Annotated in this window: 12 protein-coding genes; 9 read left to right on the top strand and 3 right to left on the bottom strand. The window is 49.2% G+C overall.

What is annotated here, in order from left to right; genetic code table 11:
* Positions 1 to 29: 29 nt before the first annotated feature.
* The 7 genes from M0415_RS01585 to M0415_RS01555 all read left to right on the top strand — a co-directional run bounded on the left by M0415_RS01585 (position 30) and on the right by M0415_RS01555 (position 14,533).
* Positions 30 to 2,294 (top strand): PfaB family protein, encoded by a 2,265-nt coding sequence (locus M0415_RS01585; RefSeq protein ID WP_167373691.1) that lies wholly within the window; start codon positions 30 to 32, stop codon positions 2,292 to 2,294.
* Positions 2,291 to 8,257 carry a hotdog fold thioesterase gene (locus tag M0415_RS01580; RefSeq protein ID WP_502957158.1) on the top strand — a complete coding sequence of 1,989 codons (5,967 nt, stop codon included), beginning with the start codon at positions 2,291 to 2,293 and terminating at the stop codon, positions 8,255 to 8,257. Before M0415_RS01585 ends, M0415_RS01580 begins: the two co-directional genes overlap by 4 nt.
* A gap of 142 nt (positions 8,258 to 8,399) precedes the next feature.
* The gene (gene pfaD / locus M0415_RS01575) at positions 8,400 to 10,052 is read left to right on the top strand and encodes an eicosapentaenoate synthase subunit PfaD (protein ID WP_249555899.1); all 1,653 of its coding nucleotides are present in this window, start codon (positions 8,400 to 8,402) and stop codon (positions 10,050 to 10,052) included.
* Between the two features lie 643 nt (positions 10,053 to 10,695).
* Positions 10,696 to 11,625, top strand: a complete 930-nt coding sequence (locus tag M0415_RS01570; protein WP_249555900.1) for a hypothetical protein — start codon at positions 10,696 to 10,698, stop codon at positions 11,623 to 11,625.
* 662 nt (positions 11,626 to 12,287) lie between these two features.
* Positions 12,288 to 12,464 carry a DUF1328 domain-containing protein gene (locus M0415_RS01565; RefSeq protein WP_011626732.1) on the top strand — a complete coding sequence of 59 codons (177 nt, stop codon included), beginning with the start codon at positions 12,288 to 12,290 and terminating at the stop codon, positions 12,462 to 12,464.
* Positions 12,465 to 12,486: 22 nt separating this feature from the next.
* Complete coding sequence (locus M0415_RS01560) at positions 12,487 to 12,681, top strand: hypothetical protein (protein WP_023267356.1); 195 nt, start codon at positions 12,487 to 12,489, stop codon at positions 12,679 to 12,681.
* Positions 12,682 to 12,835: 154 nt separating this feature from the next.
* A complete protein-coding gene (locus tag M0415_RS01555) occupies positions 12,836 to 14,533 on the top strand; it encodes a diacylglycerol kinase family protein (protein ID WP_249555901.1) in 1,698 nt (565 codons plus the stop codon).
* A gap of 85 nt (positions 14,534 to 14,618) precedes the next feature.
* On the opposite strand, the gene M0415_RS01550 is transcribed toward M0415_RS01555, so the two are convergent.
* Positions 14,619 to 16,028 carry a sigma-54 interaction domain-containing protein gene (locus M0415_RS01550; RefSeq protein WP_249555902.1) on the bottom strand — a complete coding sequence of 470 codons (1,410 nt, stop codon included), beginning with the start codon at positions 16,026 to 16,028 and terminating at the stop codon, positions 14,619 to 14,621.
* A gap of 253 nt (positions 16,029 to 16,281) precedes the next feature.
* Here M0415_RS01550 and M0415_RS01545 point away from each other — a divergent pair, with 253 nt between their 5' ends.
* Both M0415_RS01545 and M0415_RS01540 read left to right on the top strand, forming a co-directional pair.
* Entirely contained in the window at positions 16,282 to 16,758 is a 477-nt protein-coding gene (locus M0415_RS01545) for a ferritin family protein (RefSeq protein ID WP_011626735.1), read from the top strand.
* Positions 16,759 to 17,030: 272 nt separating this feature from the next.
* Complete coding sequence (locus M0415_RS01540; protein ID WP_249555903.1) at positions 17,031 to 17,579, top strand: BON domain-containing protein; 549 nt, start codon at positions 17,031 to 17,033, stop codon at positions 17,577 to 17,579.
* A gap of 133 nt (positions 17,580 to 17,712) precedes the next feature.
* Here the strand turns inward: M0415_RS01540 and M0415_RS01535 are convergent, their stop codons facing one another.
* Positions 17,713 to 18,129, bottom strand: a complete 417-nt coding sequence (locus M0415_RS01535; protein ID WP_249555904.1) for a DUF3224 domain-containing protein — start codon at positions 18,127 to 18,129, stop codon at positions 17,713 to 17,715.
* 124 nt (positions 18,130 to 18,253) lie between these two features.
* On the bottom strand, positions 18,254 to 19,063 hold the full coding sequence (locus tag M0415_RS01530) for a hypothetical protein (protein ID WP_249555905.1): 810 nt from the start codon (positions 19,061 to 19,063) through the stop codon (positions 18,254 to 18,256).
* Positions 19,064 to 19,119: the final 56 nt, after the last annotated feature.

The raw sequence follows: 19,119 nt of genomic DNA, 5'->3' as shown, positions 1-19,119 counted from the left end.
GAATAGCCGTATGGCTTGGTGATGGGTGGATGCAGAGTGTGCTTAGCCATGCACCAACCGATGTCAGTAAGCTGCAGCAGTTGATGGCTTGTCGAATTAAGCTCAATGTTGAAGATAAGCCACTAATTAATAAGTCAGCCGATGAGCCAACACTGGTCGCCTTGCTCACAGAGCAACTCGACCATATTGCGCAGAAACAACTTGTTGAAATTCGCTTTGAATATCAGCAGCAAGCACGTAGTCTTTATCTGCTCGATGGACTAATGGCAGCGCAGTTACACCTGCATGCCGAGGCTTATATTTCAGCATTCGCGCAAATCCAAGCTGAAACAGCCGAAGAAACAAATACAATCAATACAAATACCGTCGAGCGCTGCTTAAACAGCGCTTTTAGCTTGGCGAAACGCGATTGTTCTCAGGCAGTTAATGGCTACGCGCAGGCAGGCAATCTTGCCAGTCAGTTGAATGTATTATCTCAAGCGGTTGAGGCGTTAAGTCATCGCAGTCTCAAAGGCATTGAACCAATGCTTGATGCCGCTGATGCAGCGCAACTTGCTGAACGACTCGCTGAACAACACGCTGAACCGCGCGCTGAAAAGCCCGTAAAAACCGCACAGAACGGCTATTGGTTTACCAAGCCCCATCAGGCAAGGGTGTTAAGCCTAAATCTCTTGGGTAAAGTCCCTAAAACTCAAACAGCCCAAAGCCTTATCTTGACCCAAGGCACTCGGCTTATCGCTCAGCCGTTGCTCAATGCTAACAGACTGTTTATTCCCATCAGTGGCAACACGCTTGAGTCTTTAACGGTACAGTTATCACAACTGATTGATTCATTAGAGTTATCGGCAAACTTTCCCGATACGGATTGGCTCAGCAGTCAAGGCAGTGATTGGTTTAAGCGCTATCAAGCACAGGATAAATTAGCTTTAGTGCTGATGGCTGGCTCAGTTGAAGAGCTAATGCAAGAAGCCAAGGCGATGCGCGCTTATATTGAAAAGACGCAACAGACTCCTGCGCCAGCGCCAGTACCAGCCCAAACGCCATCGGCCAATCTAGCCTTTAAGACCCCTGCGGGCAGTTATTTTACGCCAACACCCCTCGGCGATACGGGCTTAACCTTTGTCTACCCCGGCGTTGGCACGGTTTACCCGAATATGTTCAGCGACTTACATAGCTATTTCCCTGAGCTTTATCGCGAGCTTGAACGCGAAGGGGATTTAGCCGCCATGCTGCAGGCCGAGGCGATTTACCAAAGCGCAAATAATACGAAAAGCACAGAAAAAGATTCGGCAGAGATGAGCTTAAGCCAACTTGCGATTAGCGGTGTTGGCGCCAGTTACCTATTTAGTCGGCTGTTGACTCGAGTCTTTAATATCCAACCGCAACTCGCTCTAGGCTATTCCATGGGTGAAGCGGCCATGTGGGCAAGTTTGGATATTTGGCAAACGCCACATGCCCTGATTAACGCCACCCAAAACAGCGCCATCTTCAATCAGGAGATTTCAGGCCCACTGCTTGCGGTGCGCCGCGATTGGCAGTTGAGTGAAGATGCACCGCTAGTGTGGAATAGCTTTTTAGTGCGAGCCTCTCGCGCCGAAATTAATACCCTGCTGACTGATTTTCCACGGGTTTATCTGGCGATTGAACAGGGCGATACCTGTATTCTCGCGGGCTGCGAAGCAAGCTGCTTACAACTCCTTAAAAGGCTGAATAAGCGTGGTATTGCCAGCAATAAAGTCACCGCCATGCATACCCCGCCCTCGCAGTCACAGCACAGTGCTATCCAAGGGTTTTATACCTTGGGCATAAAGGCGAATGCCTGCGAGACTCAGGTGCGTTTTATTAGCGCGGCGCAGCAAAGCGCCGTCAGCATCGATAGCCAAAGCATTGCCAAGAGTATTGCCGACACCTTTTGTGCGCCGCTGAATTTTACCGCGCTGATTAACGCCGCGTATCAACAAGGTGCGCGCTTATTTGTCGAGGTGGGCGCCGATCGGCAAACCAGCACACTTATCGATAAAATCGGCCGCCAACTAGAGTTGGGCGCCGATGGCGTTCAAACACAGGAACAACCGATATTAGCCATGGCATGCAATGCCAAGGGCAGCGATACGATCACCAGTTTACTCAAATGCTTAGCTCAACTTATCAGCCATAGAATGCCACTCTCCCTTGCGCCGCTTATGCCTCAATCGGCAGATAAGGCTACAGCGAAAACGATAGCGCCACATTCAGCCAGCGCCAGCGCATTAGGCCATTATTCAAACGTATTCCAAGAAGGAGAACCCCTTTGAGTTCTCAAATGCATGCTCACCCGACTCAGCAAGACAGCACAGCTGTGCCAAACGACCAGCGCCAAAGCTCAAAGGCGATGCCAAAGATTGCCATCGTCGGCCTTGCCGTTCAGTATCCCGATGCCGACACACCTGAGCAGTTTTGGCAAAATCTGCTGGATAAAAAAGATTCCCGCAGCCAAATCGATGCGGCCAAACTCAATGCCAATCCAGCTGATTACCAAGGTGTTCAAGGCCAAGCCGACCGATTTTATTGCGACAAGGGCGGCTATATCCGCAACTTTCGTTTTGACCCACTGGGTTATCAGTTGCCGCCGACGGCCTTTGATGGGCTCGATGAAAGCTTTTTATGGGCATTAGATTGCAGTAAAAAAGCCCTGCTGGATGCGGGTGTGGATTTAACGGCGCCATTACTTGAACGTACAGGGATTGTAATGGGCACCCTGTCGTTCCCGACCGCAAGCTCCAATGAATTGTTTTTACCGATTTACCATCAAGCGGTTGAAAAGGCATTAAAAACTAAGCTTAATCAATCCGAATTTGCTCTAGCGCCCTTCGCCAATGCGTCGATGGTAGGCACGCAACAGGCCGCCAACGGCGCCATTGCCCACACGGCCTCTAAGTTGTTAAGCGATGCCCTCGGTCTTGGCGGCGCGCAGCTCAGTCTCGATGCAGCCTGCGCCAGCTCAGTCTATGCCCTTAAATTGGCCTGCGATTATTTAACCACGGGCAAGGCCGATATGATGCTCGCAGGCGCCGTATCGGGCGCCGATCCCTTCTTTATCAATATGGGATTTTCGATTTTCCACGCCTATCCAGACCATGGAATTTCGGCGCCTTTCGATAGCAATAGCAAAGGCTTATTCGCGGGCGAAGGCGCTGGTGTATTAGTGCTTAAGCGTTTAGAGGATGCCGAGCGCGATGGCGATAATATTTATGCCGTGGTCAGTGGTATTGGATTATCGAACGATGGCAAGGGCCAATTTGTCTTAAGCCCCAACAGTAAGGGCCAAGTGCAAGCCTTCGAGCGCGCCTATGCCACCGCTAACACGCATCCGAGCAATATTGAAGTGATTGAATGCCATGCCACCGGCACACCGCTGGGGGATAAGGTTGAACTCACTTCGATGGAGCGTTTTTTCGAAGATAAACTCGGCGGTACTAAGGCGCCGCTGATAGGTTCGGCTAAATCCAACCTTGGGCATTTACTCACAGCTGCTGGCATGCCTGGGATCATGAAAATGATCTTCGCCATGCGCTCAGGCCAGCTACCGGCGAGTATCAACCTCAAGGCGCCGATTTCATCGCCTAAGGGATTGTTTAGCGGTGATAATATCCCCACTCAGCTGCAAACTTGGCCCGATAAAACAGGCAACGATCGCCGCCATGCGGGGGTATCTGTATTTGGTTTTGGCGGCTGTAATGCCCATTTGTTGTTGGAATCCTATCAGCCAACAATTCACAGCGCCGAAAAGCAAGCCAACAAACCTGTTTATCAGCAGCAAGCATTAACCGTTATCGGCATGGCGTCGCATTTTGGGCCTTTGGCCTCCATCAATGCGTTGGATAAGGCGATATTAGCTCAAACGGATGCCTTTATCCCGCTGCCACCTAACCGCTGGAAAGGCTTAGATAAACACCCCGATATCCTTAAGCAGTTTGGCCTAAATCGCGCGCCCAAAGGCGCCTATATCGAGCAGTTTGATTTTGACTTTCTACGCTTTAAAGTGCCGCCTAATGAGGATGACAGGCTGATCTCACAGCAATTGTTGTTGATCAAAGTCGCCGACGAAGCGATTCGCGATGCCAAGTTAACCGCGGGCAGCAAGGTCGCCGTGTTAGTGGCGATGGAAACAGAGCTTGAACTGCACCAATTCCGTGGCCGGGTGAATTTGCACACCCAACTTGCAGATAGCTTAAAGCAGCAAGGCGTTCACCTCTCCAATGATGAATACCTTGCCCTCGAAGCCATCGCCATGGACAGCGTGCTCGATGCCGCCAAGCTCAATCAATACACCAGCTTTATTGGCAATATTATGGCGTCGCGCATCGCCTCGCTGTGGGATTTTAACGGCCCGGCGTTTACCATTTCAGCCGCCGAACAATCGGTCGGTCGCTGTATCGATGTGGCGCAAAACTTACTGTCCCAAGAGGCCCTTGATGGCGTAGTGATTGCCGCCGTGGATTTAAGCGGCAGTGTTGAACAGGTTATATTGAAAAACGCTCAAATCGCCGTTGATCTCGATGCCAACAGCGCGAATCCACAGTGGAAGGTGGGTGAAGGTGCGGGCGCTATCGTGCTGACAAACCAGCAAGCGAGCAACAGTCAACAAGCGAGTAACAGTTCTCAAAAGGGTTACGGCCAAATTCGTGGTCAAGCATTTGGCACACATCATCAGCTGCCCAAGCTGCTTGATTCGTTGATAACCGAAACGGCTATCGCCAATCCTTCAGCTCTCTCTGCTATCCATTTGGTTGAGCAATGTATTGCCCCAGAAGAACGACTGCCAACAGAGCAGCTATTAGCGCAGCTTAATCTTATGGGGACGCCATGCAGCCGAGTCGCCAATACCCTTGGGCATAACTTTGCCGCGGCGGGTATGGCCAGTCTTTTGAGTGCCCTGTTAAGCCTAAAGAACGGGTCTGCGGGTTCAGATAAAAACACTGATAAACAAGCATTAGTGTCAACTCAAAGCCAAGGGGTAAGTTCGCTGCTGCTGTTAAGCCAGACTGCAACTCAGGCGACGCAACTAGAACAGCGCCTTGAGCAGGACTTAACCCTAAGTGAGCAAAAACATTTAATCAAACCCGTGACGCTCGGTGGCCGCGATATCTATCAACATATTGTGGATACGCCACTGCCCGCACTTGCCGCCATCCAAGGCAAAATGCGCCAGTTGCAGCCTTTAGGCCAACAGGCAACACAAACTAAGCCCACAGAACAAGCAGCACTTGATATCAGGGCAGAAAACGTCACCCCATTTGCCACACCAATAGCAGTAGAGAGCGGTATGTCATCTAACGCACCACACCAATATTCGGCGGCTCCCTTGGCGCAGGATAGGGCGTCGCAGGATAGCGCGGCACTGTTACAAAACCAGCAACTGGTGCAAAACCAGCAATTGGCCCGCGAGGCGCACTTAGCCTTTTTACAGAGCCGTGAGCAAGGGCTCAAACTGGCCGATGCGCTGTTAAAAGCGCAATTATCCCAAACAACACAAATGGGTTCTGTTACACCCCATGTTGCCAGCAGCGCCAATGCCGCCCCCGCGGCGCAGCAAGCTGTATCAGTCGCAGAACTAAAATCAGAGTTAAAACCTGATCACGCGAATGTCGCTCCCTATACGCCACCTATTCCTGCGGCTAAGCCCTGCATTTGGAACTATCAGGATCTGGTGGAATACGCCGAGGGCGACATTGCCAAGGTCTTTGGCGCCGATTACGCCATTATCGACAGCTACGCACGCCGCGTGCGCCTGCCGACCTCGGATTATCTGCTGGTCTCGCGGGTGACCAAACTCAACGCACAAATGAACCGCTATCAACCGAGCACTATGACCACAGAGTACGACATTCCCGTGGATGCACCCTTCTTGGTTGATGGCCAAATTCCTTGGGCGGTGGCGGTCGAATCGGGTCAGTGCGATTTAATGCTGATCAGCTACTTAGGTATCGATTTTGAAAACAAAGGCGAGCGCGTCTATCGCTTGCTCGACTGCACCCTCACCTTCCTTGGGGATCTGCCCCGCGGTGGCGACACCCTGCGCTACGATATCTCCATCAACCACTTTGCCCGCAATGGCGATACCCTGCTGTTTTTCTTCTCCTACGAATGTTTCGTGGGCGATAAGCTGATCCTAAAAATGGACGGCGGCTGCGCGGGATTCTTTACCGATAAAGAACTGGCCGATGGCAAAGGGGTGATCCGCACCGAGGCCGAAATTAAGCTGCGCGAGCAAGCACAAATTGCACTGGCCAATGAATATGCGCGAAACGGCAATCAGCCACGCTTCACACCGCTACTTAACTGCGCGCAAACGGCCTTTAGTTACGACCAAATCCATCGTCTACTGAGCGCCGACATAGGTGGCTGTTTCGGCGGTGAACATGCGGCCCATCAGGCAAAGTTTGGTCTCCAGCCATCACTGTGCTTCGCCTCGGAAAAATTCCTGATGATCGAGCAAGTCAGTAAACTCGACGTGCATGGCGGCGCATGGGGCTTAGGCTTGATTGAAGGTCACAAGCAATTAGCCCCCGACCATTGGTATTTCCCCTGCCATTTCAAGGGCGACCAAGTGATGGCAGGCTCCCTCATGGCCGAAGGTTGTGGTCAGTTACTGCAATTCTTTATGTTGCATATTGGTATGCACGCAAATACACAAGCAGGTGGCGTCACAAACGGTCGTTTCCAACCCCTTGAAAACGCATCGCAAAAAGTACGCTGCCGCGGTCAGGTATTGCCACAATCTGGCACACTCACCTATCGGATGGAGGTCACCGAAATTGGCATGAGCCCTCGCCCCTATGCCAAGGCAAATATCGATATTCTGCTCAATGGCAAAGTGGTGGTGGATTTCCAAAACCTCGGGGTGATGATTAAAGAAGAAGCGGATTGCACCCGCTATTCGCACAGCAGTTCTTCACAAAGCCATTCTTCACTGAGCAATGATTCGCAAGCAGCAAATATCGCAATCCTCGCGGAACAAGCGCCGCTGATGGCGCAAATCCCAGATATGGCCGCTCCCGTAAATAAAGGCGTTGTGCCACTAAAACATGTGAGTGCGCCGATTGCACCAGCAGGCTCTAAGTACGCCAACCGCGTGCCCGACACCCTGCCGTTTACTCCCTACCATTTGTTTGAGTTTGCCACCGGCGATATTGAAAACTGCTTCGGCCCCGATTTTAGTATTTACCGTGGCTTAATCCCGCCGCGTACGCCTTGTGGCGATTTGCAACTCACCACCCGTGTGGTGGCCATTGAGGGCAAACGTGGCGAGCTAAAAAAGCCATCCTCCTGTATTGCCGAGTATGAAGTGCCCAGCAACGCGTGGTATTACGCTAAAAACAGCCATCATGCCGTGATGCCCTATTCTGTGCTGATGGAAATATCATTGCAGCCCAATGGCTTTATCTCGGGTTATATGGGCACGACCTTAGGCTTCCCGGGACAGGAGTTATTCTTCCGCAACCTCGACGGCAGTGGCAAGTTACTGCGCGAAGTGGATTTACGCGGTAAGACCATAGTCAACGATTCGCGACTGCTGTCCACCGTGATTGCTGGCAGCAATATCATTCAAAACTTTAGTTTCGAACTGAGCTGCGATGGCTCGCCTTTCTACCGTGGTAATGCGGTTTTCGGTTACTTTAAGGCCGATGCGCTTAAAAACCAGTTGGGTATCGACAATGGTAAAATCACCCAAGCGTGGCACCTTGAACGCGGTATTAAAGCCGACAGCCAAATCAATCTGTTAGATAAAAATGGCCGCAGTTTCGTGGCGCCGCAGGGCAAGCCACACTACCGCCTCGCGGGTGGGCAACTGAACTTTATCGACAAGGCCGAGATTGTAAAAACTGGCGGTAAGAAGGGACTGGGATACTTGTACGCCGAGCGCACCATTGACCCGATCGATTGGTTCTTCCAATTCCATTTCCATCAGGACCCAGTAATGCCAGGCTCCCTAGGCGTCGAGGCGATTATCGAATTACTGCAAACCTATGCCATAGACCAAGACCTAGGCGCAGGCTTCAATAATCCGAGATTTGGCCAAATTCTGTCAGAAATTAAATGGAAGTATCGCGGTCAAATTAATCCATTAAACAAACAGATGTCGCTGGATGTGCATATCACCAGTATTGAAGATAAAGACGGTAAACGCATCATCAAGGGCGATGCCAACCTGAGTAAGGATGGCCTGCGCATTTATGAGGTGACCGATATTGCTATCTGCATCGAAGAGGCATAGCGCTTGCGCGTAACTTGCAGCATTAGCCACAGTTAGCTTAAGAACAATTGGTTTCAGAACAATAGACTGCCGCAGTGCAAGGGAATAGCCCCACTGCGGCAAACAAATTCAGGCCCCGAACACCTAAAAGTGAAAAGCCCAAATGACGAATACCACACTCGATAATAATAAGCTCAGTCCTTGGCCATGGCAGGTTGATGAAGCCGCCATCAGTTTCGATATCGATTCCCTTGGCAAAAAGCTTAAAGATCTCAATCAAGCCTGTTACTTAGTCAATCATGCCGAAAAAGGCCTAGGCATAGCCCAAAGTGCCGAGGTTGTGGGTCTTGCAGAAGCTCAACCCAGCAATGGCTTACACAAAAGCAATGGTTTGCATCCTGTGAGCGCCTTCGCCCCCGCCCTTGGCACCCAAAGCTTGGGTGACAGTAACTTTCGCCGTGTGCATGGGGTGAAATACGCCTACTACGCGGGCGCCATGGCCAACGGCATCGCCTCGGAAGAGTTAGTTATCGCTCTTGGTCAAGCGGGCATTCTGTGTTCCTTTGGCGCGGCAGGGTTAATTCCATCGCGCGTTGAAGCCGCGATTAAACGCATTCAAGCGGCATTGCCCAATGGCCCCTACGCCTTTAACTTGATCCACAGCCCGAGCGAACCAGCGCTTGAACGTGGCAGTGTCGAACTCTTCCTCAAGCATCAAGTGCGTACGGTTGAGGCTTCGGCCTTCTTGGGCTTAACACCGCAAATCGTCTATTACCGCGCCGCAGGCCTGAGTCGCGACGCCAACGGCGAGATTGTGATTGGCAATAAAGTGATTGCTAAAATCAGCCGTACCGAGGTGGCGACCAAGTTTATGGAGCCAGCCCCGGTTAAGATGCTCCAACAATTAGTGAACGAAGGGCTTATCAGCGAAGATCAAATGTTGATGGCGCAATCTGTCCCAATGGCCGATGACATTACCGCCGAAGCCGACTCTGGCGGCCACACTGACAATCGCCCTCTGGTCACGTTATTACCGACCATTTTGGCGCTAAAAGATACCATTCAAGCCAAGTACCAGTACAAAACGCCGATCCGTGTGGGCGCAGGTGGTGGTATCGGCACGCCCGATGCGGCGCTGGCGACCTTCAATATGGGCGCGGCCTATATTGTCACCGGCTCAATCAACCAAGCCTGTGTTGAGGCAGGAGCGAGCGAACACACCCGTAAATTACTCGCCACCACTGAAATGGCCGATGTGACTATGGCGCCCGCCGCCGATATGTTTGAAATGGGCGTCAAGTTACAAGTAGTTAAGCGCGGCACCCTATTCCCAATGCGCGCCAATAAACTCTATGAGATTTACACCCGCTACGACTCGATTGAGGCGATTCCAACAGAGGAAAGACAAAAGCTGGAAGAGCAAGTGTTTCGCGCCTCATTAGATGAGATTTGGGCAGGCACTGTGGCGCACTTTAATGAGCGCGATCCTAAGCAAATTGAGCGCGCGCTGGATAACCCAAAACGCAAAATGGCGCTGATTTTCCGTTGGTATTTGGGTCTTTCGAGCCGCTGGTCAAACACGGGCGAAGTTGGCCGCGAAATGGATTACCAGATTTGGGCTGGCCCCGCCCTCGGCGCCTTTAATGCTTGGGCAAAAGGTAGTTATTTAGATGATTATCGCGAGCGCAATGCGGTCGATTTGGCAAAACATTTAATGCAAGGCGCGGCCTACCAAGCACGGATTAACCTGTTGTTATCCCAAGGGGTAAGTATTCCGGTCAGCTTGCAACGCTGGAAACCACTGCAACGCTGCTAATTCGCTTTGGTAAACTTTATTGAGCGGGTTAAGTGAAAACTTAACCCGCTTTTTTGGGGTTAAATTGGGGGGTAAATTCTGGGTTTCATTTTTGGCTCTATTACGGGTTCAGTTCCGCTCGACATGGTGCAATCAATCGAATACATAATGCCAAAAGCCGATTGGAGTTCCGTTTCCGCTCTGCATTGTCACTTCAGTGGCACGCCGTAAACCCATCCCTGGGGGCTCAACGGAAAAATCCCTTTTTCCGATGTCCACTGCCGTGACAATGCTCGCCTGCAACACTTATCTGCAATCAATCGAAAACATAAGGCAAGATTTAAAATTGGGTTGTAGCGGAAACGTTGATAAATGCAATCGTCCCAAAACTCTATATAAATCATGGTTTGTGAATAAAGTTATTGCCATGCAAAAGTGTTGTTTTTGCGCACAATTTCTGATGTACTTCTTATCCAATTTAATATTCAATAACTTAGAAATAATGCGCAGCACAAAAAATTTAGAAATCATGCAGATGCGTACTTTCTATGCAGAAGGATATTTGTTATCGTACAAACCTATCATTAAATCAGTAAGTTGCGAGTTATTTTACACCTAGTAAAAACTAAAATCTTGCGTATACGCACTGCACAGGGAGAATCACTTGTCTAAACAGCTATCGCCCGCTGGAATCATGGCCCTAAAAGAAGCTCTCTGTTCTGTTTACTGGTACAAATCCGAGCTTCGCGGTTTTCTGCAACTCTGCTTATCAAAGCCCGGCCTTCTGAACAATTTCAACTGGGAAAACTATAAACGTCAAATAGCATCCGACGTTGTTGATTACCTCGTAGCAAACCCCGCGGCTCACCTCGGTGACTTAACAAATATATGCTACGAACTATGCAAGCTAACCGACTTCTCACACCTAAAGCCTTTGGACGACGGGCCACAAAAGGTCGAGAAAGCACGCAATGCAGTCAAGCAACTCAAACACCTTGTTGAGCCTCATCAGGACATTAAGAAGGAACAAGACGAGATTAAGCGGCGGCAGGAACTTGCAGCAAAAAAACTTCGTGAAAATGCTGCCGTTCGTCAGAAGTTGGAAACAATAAAAAACCGATATATGGCCTTGGTCGGGTCAAACAACGCACAAAATAGAGGCTTCGAACTTGAGCGTGTGATGTATGAACTGTTTGAGCTATTTGACCTAGATCCTAAAGCATCCTTCAAGAATCTCGGCGAACAAATTGACGGTGCTTTTTCTCTAGAAGGTACGGAGTATTTGTTTGAGGCAAAGTGGCAAAAGGAAATGGTCAATAAAGCTGACTTGGCAGTATTCACCGATAAGGTTAAAACGAAACTCGAAAATACTCTCGGCATATTTCTGTCAATCAATGGCTTCTCGGTAGACGGCGTTGCAGCACATCAAGCTGGTGGCGCGTCAATATTGCTTGTAGATGGCAGCGATCTTATGGCTGTCTTTGAAGAGCGAATTGATTTTACAAGCCTCCTACTCAGGAAGAAACGCCATGCGGCTCAGACGGGGCAAATTTATTTCAGCTACTACCAAATGATCGCCTCCTGCAGTGGTTAGCCCATCATTCTACCGAACCTTGAGCATAACGCTGCGCAAGGTCATCGCTGAATTGAAAAAAATCAATAACATTGCGTGCTTTTGCTTTGCCAATAATCTGTCCTAACTAAAATTACTGTAATAGAGTCATCAAAAGTGGCTGAACTGTATAGGAGCAAAAAAGCTTTTTATTTCAAAGCTAATCGAATTTTAATTATGAAATATTTCAACCTTTTCAATTAAAAAAAGACATTGTTTGGAAAAATATAAGCAATAAGATGCAAAGGTTCGTCGGTTTCTCAATCTAGCAATCAACACCTTAATCTAAGCCGATACTCAAAAAGGATCGGCTTTTTATGCTTTTTCATTCGATTTCCCCACTGCAACTCTTACCGAATCGCAGGTAAAAATTGCCTATCTCGCTTATATCAGTCAATACTCCCGTCAGTACAGCATTTAAAAATAATCTTAATATTCAATAAATTAAATTAAAACCTCAAAGTTGGCATTAAGCTCGCAATATCCCCTTTGTGAGTTTATTGCTGGATTGAATGATAACGGGATGTAAGACGTAACCTAGCTCACTCAACTCGCTCTCAACAACGAACTCCACTAGCTCGCTCGAGGTATATGTGCAAAGTGAAAGTAGACAGAAAAACCGAAATAAGACAAAGGAGGTGGCTATGTTAGGTTGGACCTTAATGTTTCTGGTTGTGGCCATTATCGCCGGACTGTTTGGATTTACGGGGATCGCTGGCGCCGCAGCGGGGATCGCAAAGATTATTTTCTTCCTATTTATTGTATTACTCGTGATTTCCCTGCTGGTCAATGCCCTTAAGGGCAAGGCACCACGCGCTTAAATTGGATAAAAGGAGAATCGATATGAAACCTATGACCATAATTACCACCGCATTTTTAGCCTTATTATTAACTTTTGGGCTGTCAGCCTGTAGCGACAACCACGCCGAGGATGCAGGCGAAAAAATCGATGAAGCCATCACTGATACCGGCAATGCGATTGAAGATGCCTGTGAAGAACTGAAAGAAGGCGTTAAAGCGAAAGATACCCGCTGCTAGAACGGATGACGGCGAGTAGATAGTCCCGCAAACGAGCCTATCAGGGGAACCACAGTTCAATTGAGTACCACCGAGCCACTTTATCGCGACAGACATTGGTCACGATAAAGTGGGTTTCCCTGAGGCTCGCCGCTTATCAATGGAGGAGATACCAATGCTGAGTAGGATCCACATTAAGTATTTCTACCTGTTCGGAGCGCTGTTATTTGGCTATTTTGCCGTAACGGGGCATTCTCCCATTCTCACCTTTATTTGGGCATGGAGCAGCCTATCCCTCGCCCTTGTCGGCTCAGCCTATTGGCTTAATCTCGCCAGTATTTTTAGAAAACGTCAGGATGGCTCCATCCCTTGGTATATTCGTTGGGGTTTTATTCCGTTTTTATTAGGATGCCGACTCTATAATCTTTGGGCGCGGCTCCGTGATAGCGTGCCCTCAATGCAAGCCATTGATAAATATCTGTACTTGAGTAGCCGCTTAAGCGCTGCTGATTTACCTAAACTGAATCGTTATGGCATTACCGCTATTATAGATGTCACCGCCGAATTCGACGGCCTCGATGTGTCCCTGTATGAGGATCATATCGACTATCTGAATATCCCTATTCTTGACCACAGCGTGCCGACTAGCGCCCAATTAAATCAGGCGATTAACTGGTTACACCGTCAAGTACGCGCCCAAAAGCGGGTATTAATCCACTGTGCGCTCGGCCGCGGGCGATCCGTAATGGTGCTGGCCGCTTATCTTGTGTGCCGCCGCCCCAAGCTCAGCTTTGCCGAGGTGCTGCAACAGATTAAAAGCATTCGTAAAACCGCAGGGTTAAATCGCTGGCAACTTAAAGCGCTGGAGCAGATGTACACTCAAGGGGAAATCAAACTGCATAAGCGAGCCTGGATTATCGCCAATCCCGTCTCTGGCGCGGGTAAATGGCAGACCCATGGCGAACAAATTTGCACTGAACTGAAACGCTATTTTGAGGTGCAGTTAGCGCTCACCACGCCAGAGATTAGCGCCCAAACCCAAGCGAAAAAAGCCCGGCTTCAGGGAGCCGATATCATCATCGCTTGCGGGGGTGATGGCACAGTCACTGAGGTCGCGGCGGAGATTATCGACACCGATATCACCTTAGGCATTATCCCGCTAGGCACCACTAATGCCCTATCACACGCCCTCTTTGGTTTAAGCAGTAAGCTCAATGCCGTCTCCCAAGCCCTTGATAATATTATCCAAGGCCAGACACAGACCATAGACACGGCGCGTTGCAATGAGCGGCTGGTGTTACTACTGGTCGGCATTGGGTTTGAGCAACAAATGATTGAGTCGGCGAGCCGCGAGCGTAAAAATGCCCTCGGCCAACTCGCCTACCTCGATGGTTTGTGGCGCGCGGTGAACACCGACACCAACCTAGAGTTGCAGCTGACTTTAGATGACCAGGCCCCAATGACAGTGCAAACCCACAGCCTAGTGGTTGCCAATGCCGCACCTTTTACCAGCTTACTCGCCCAAGGTAAGGGCGAACCCAATATGACCGACGGCTTGTTGGATATCACTTGGTTAGATTCAAATAATGAGCCGAATGAACAGCTTATCAGTCTGGCTGAACTGGCTTTTACCGGCTGGATTAAAGAGGCCACCAATAGTGACTCTGCGCCCTCGGCCAACACGGGTAAAGTGAAACATGCCCATGCTAAAAGGGTGAAGATCAGCAGTCAGCCCCCATGCAAGTATGTGATTGATGGCGAGATTTGTGAGCCGGAGGAACTCAATATCGATATCCTGCCCGCCTCTTTGAAGGTGTTTGTGCCCTATCAAGCACAAAATGCTGAACCGCAGTCAGAATCAAAAATAAGCTAACACTTTTAAAATCAACTCTGAATCAAACTATGAATCAAAGCTGAATCAATGCATTAGCTTATTTTCAGGCATTTAATGTAGGTTACTACTTGGCGACGCTATTGCTAACGGAATCTTCGCTAATGGCATCAACAACAGTTTGAGCGTCTGACTCCTGCTCATATTTACTGAGCTTGTTATAGAGGGTTTTAACGCTGATTCCAAGCTGCTCGGCGGTGTCGGTCTTATTGCCCTGACTCGTTTCAAGCGCTTGGTAAATGGCGATTTTTTCCAGCTCCTCAAGGCGCATACCTTGGGGGATCACCACATTTTCCTCCGCAGCCGCCTCCTTATCCAAACTGGGCGTAAGCTGTAAATGCTCAGGGGTAATCTCATGGTCCGCCAGAATATAAGCGCGCTCGATAGCATGCTTTAACTCGCGCACATTCCCCGGCCAAGCGTGAGCCGCAATCGCCTCTAAACTTGAGGGCGAGAACACTTTGCTCTGTTTTTCCGCCGCATTGCGATAGGCCAGAAAATGCTTCGCAAGTCCGACTATATCTTCCCCACGCTCCCGCAATGGCGGCACTTGAATGGGGAAATGCGCTAAGCGAAAGTACAAATCCTCCCGCAGTTGTCCTTGCTCAATCGCCACTAAAGGATCGCGGTTTGTCGCCGCCACAATACGCACATTGGCCTTGAGCACCTTAGGGCTGCCGACGGGACGATATTCATTATTTTCGAGCACTCTTAACAGCTTAACTTGATGCTCTAGGGGCATTTCGGTGACTTCATCGAGGAATAAGGTGCCGCCTTCGGCCTGCTCAAATACCCCTTGATGATCGCGATTCGCGCCAGTGAAAGAGCCTTTTACATGGCCGAAGAGTTCACTATCAACCAATTCAGGGCTCAAGGCGCCACAGTTAATCGCAATATAGGGCTTATTCACCCGCGGGCTGGCTAAGTGAATGGTATTGGCAACCAGTTCTTTACCCGCGCCACTCTCGCCGATAATCAACACATTGCTCTCGGCGGCCGACACCCGGCGGATAGTGCGATACAAGCGGTGCATAGGTAACGAGGAGCCCACCAGCAGACCATATTGGTCTAATTCGCTGGCAAAGGGGCGAATGCGCGTCGAAGTGTTGGCAACCAAATGCAGGGCAAAATCCGCTAAGGTTTCGCACAGCAACGACATATCGATGGGCTTACGGAAATGGTAGCCCGCGTATTTGGATAAGAGTTTATCGAGATGAGGATTCGGTAGGCCATCGGAGAGAAAAATAAACTCCACATCCGCAATGGCGCTGGACTCGAGTAAGGCTAAGTAATCTTCACGGCTTAGACGGGGCAGCTCAATGATCGCCACATCGATACGATTGGCCTCCAGCTGACTAATCCAAGATAAATCATCGGTACTGCGTAGCTTGTTGTAGGTCTGCGCGCCCTCGAGCTGTACTAATGCCTGCTCGGTCTCGAAGTCCTGTAGATGATAGAAAAGCGTTGGTCGGATCATCTTGTGCCACTCCCTGTGAATGAAGCACCACTGTATGCCAGCCGTGAAATTTTAACAATCTCAACGGTAAGAGTTGCCGATAATAAGCGAGGCACTGGTGACAATGGATAAATATCATCATTTAAATCAAGCCATTAACTTATCATTAAAAAGTGAACGAAATATGCATAGAAGCTGAATGAAACTGAAATTTCCATAAAATGTTGGGCAATCCGTGTCGGCGGAGCAGCCCAAACTACCACAGGAGGTCGTTATGACGTCTAATGTTGCGCAACATCAGACCGAGTTGAGCGCCGATATTAAGCTGGTTAATGAGTTAATCGAGCTGACCCAAACCGGCGTTGATTTTTATACTCGGGCCAATACCACTGTCGATGACTACAGCCTAAAACGCATTTTTATTGCCCAAATCAAGACGTATCAAGGGATGCTGGCGCGATTTAGGCAACTGCTCGCCCAAACATTACAACAAATGGGCCCGCACATAGGTCCGCACTCGGTGCCGTCGTCGCAGACTCGGCCCTACGCCGATGTCGATGCTTTACTTATTAAACAGCAACTCGCCGATGCCCTCGCCGTACTCTGCGAGCTTGAGCGTCAGCGCCTTAATCACCTCAAACAGTTAATTAAAAAGGCCAATCACCCAAGGTTAATCAGCCAATTGGCCGAGGATATTGCCTGGCTACAAATCCATCTAGATACCTTACACCTGCGTAGCCAAGCCCTGTAAGGCAGCAATGCCAGCCAATAACGCGGCCAACTGAGCCGCGTTTTTGTTGCCTGCGATCTATTTGAGCTTAACGCCTATCCCACTTAAGCCAAAAAGCTTAATTACCCTCGGTAATATTTACATTTTGTCGGTAAAAAGCGCCGATTTGGCGATTAAGCCAAACACCTAAAACAACTTACAAATAACACTTAACCCATTTAAAATCAGCTAGATATAAATATTGGCACGATTCACGCTTTAGTATCTTCGAGATAACAACGGAGGATATCATTATGAAAAACACGACAACTTTAGCTTTAACCACCTTACTTGTCGGTTCTATCAGTTTAAATGTGGCCGCCGCACAGGATTGGAAAGATGATGCCAAAGATGCTTGGATCGATGGCAAGGCCGAAACGACTTTGTTGCTCAATACTAACCTCAACTCCTTTGACATTATGACCGACGTGAAAAACGGCCATGTCACTTTAACGGGTCAAGTGGAGAGCAGTGTCGATAAGGCGCTCGCCGCGGAGCTCATCAAAAGCTTAGATGGCGTAAAAGGGGTAGATAACAAGTTAACCGTGATGAAAGAAGACGAAGGCACCAATGAGGTGGTGAAGACCTTAACCGACTCTAAGGTCGCAACGGTCGTAAAAACCCGTCTGTTGTTCTCGACCGACGTATCGGGCACCCAAATTAACGTCGATGTTGCCGATGGCGTAGTGACCTTACAGGGTGAAGTGGCTAGCGATGCCGAGCGTCAATTAGCCCTGACCATTGCTAAAAATACCGATGATGTGAAAAAGGTCGTCGATAAAATCAAAGTCAAAACCTCATAATGGTCCTGACATGCAGCCCTTGCTAATTCAGCTCTTAATAACTCAGCTGTTGGTATTAGTCACTCGGGCAAAAACCACAAAACCAGCTTCGGCTGGTTTTGTTTTATTGGCGCGATGTTATGTTCATCATGCCTTAGGCTTCGGCTTCCTGTTCGATGCAGAAGCTAAATTCATAAAAATGTTGGCCATTTTCGATGCTTATCGCCATAGTGCCATATAACCCAACGAGTTCACCCGCGCCAGAATGGGGGACAACCTCAAGGTGTAAACGGTTTTGCCCATCGGTCATAATGCCAAAATGTTGCAGCACAAAACTGCCCTGCCTGCCGCACAGTTTACCTACGACTTGCTCTATCGCCACGTAACCTGCCGAGCCTTTTACCGCCGTCATGGCACTGAGCATTTCGCCTTGGCTGCGAGCTTCTAGCTCACCATAAAAGCTTTTATCTAAGGTCATTCTGCCCAAGTTCATGCCGCCCACACCTGTGGCATAGGCACTCTCGGGATTGAGCTTAACATCAAATTTGCCCGTGACTTTGGTCATTTCCATGACTCGCTCCTTGTTTTAATTTTATGCTTTATGCCAAAACCTTAGCTTTCCCAGCCGCTAGGTGAAATAAATACCTCAGCCGTAGCTGAGGTAAAATTAACTTAGCATAAGCCCAGATATAAACCTAATGCAGTGCTTTGATTTCCGATTCACTCACACCGACTTCAAGGGTTTTCGCCACGTTAGGCTCCTCTGCCATAGGTTGGCCCGCCGCCCTATCGCGGTAGGTAATAGCAACTTTAAACGGCGCTTCAAAGGGATACACGGGTTCAATACTATCGACTTCGATACGATCGCCAATAAACACACTGCCTAAGTGCACTAATCGATTTTGAGCATAATCTAAGCTAAACAAGCCAAGATACCAAAATACCCCCGAACCTTGATTCGTGACGATATAAGGCGCCACAAAAGGCATGGTTTGCTGCTTAGGATCGTCCTGTAATGGAGCATCACTTTGGGTATCAGGCTCTAATGCGGGGTCAAAATTAAGCGGCGTAATCCGCATATAATCCAGCAATACCCGCCCCTTTTCTTCACCTTGTTGATAATCCCCCAGCGCAAATTCCGTTTGCTTGATGTTAATAAAGTGCGTCAATACCACGGGCAGTTGGCTATCGGGCAGCTTCACTTCAAAGGGATTGGCCGTATTCAAACTAAAGAGTTTCAGCATCACCTCGGAGGCATTCGCCACCGGTTTGACCTCACTTGGCACCACAGATTCGATGGCATCTTCACTGGAAGATAATGCCGCCTCTTTGGCTTTTGCCTTCGCATCGGCCTGCGCCATGGCCTCATCGTATTGCAGCACTTGGCCATCTTCCATGACCATGTAGATATCATCATTGGTCATGTTAAAACGATAAATGCCCGCGGCAAGAATACTGAGCACAAGGACAGTCGCCGCTATCGTTAATTTAACAAACATACTCATTATCTCCCCCAATATCCTAGTCGCGGCATATTTCACTCTTATGATAAAATCCGCCT

The sequence above is a fragment of the Shewanella sp. 10B genome, assembly GCF_023475885.1.
Classification (GTDB): domain Bacteria; phylum Pseudomonadota; class Gammaproteobacteria; order Enterobacterales; family Shewanellaceae; genus Shewanella; species Shewanella mangrovisoli.
Note: the sequence above shows the minus strand (reverse complement) of the source record. Positions and strands in the feature narration are given on the sequence as shown.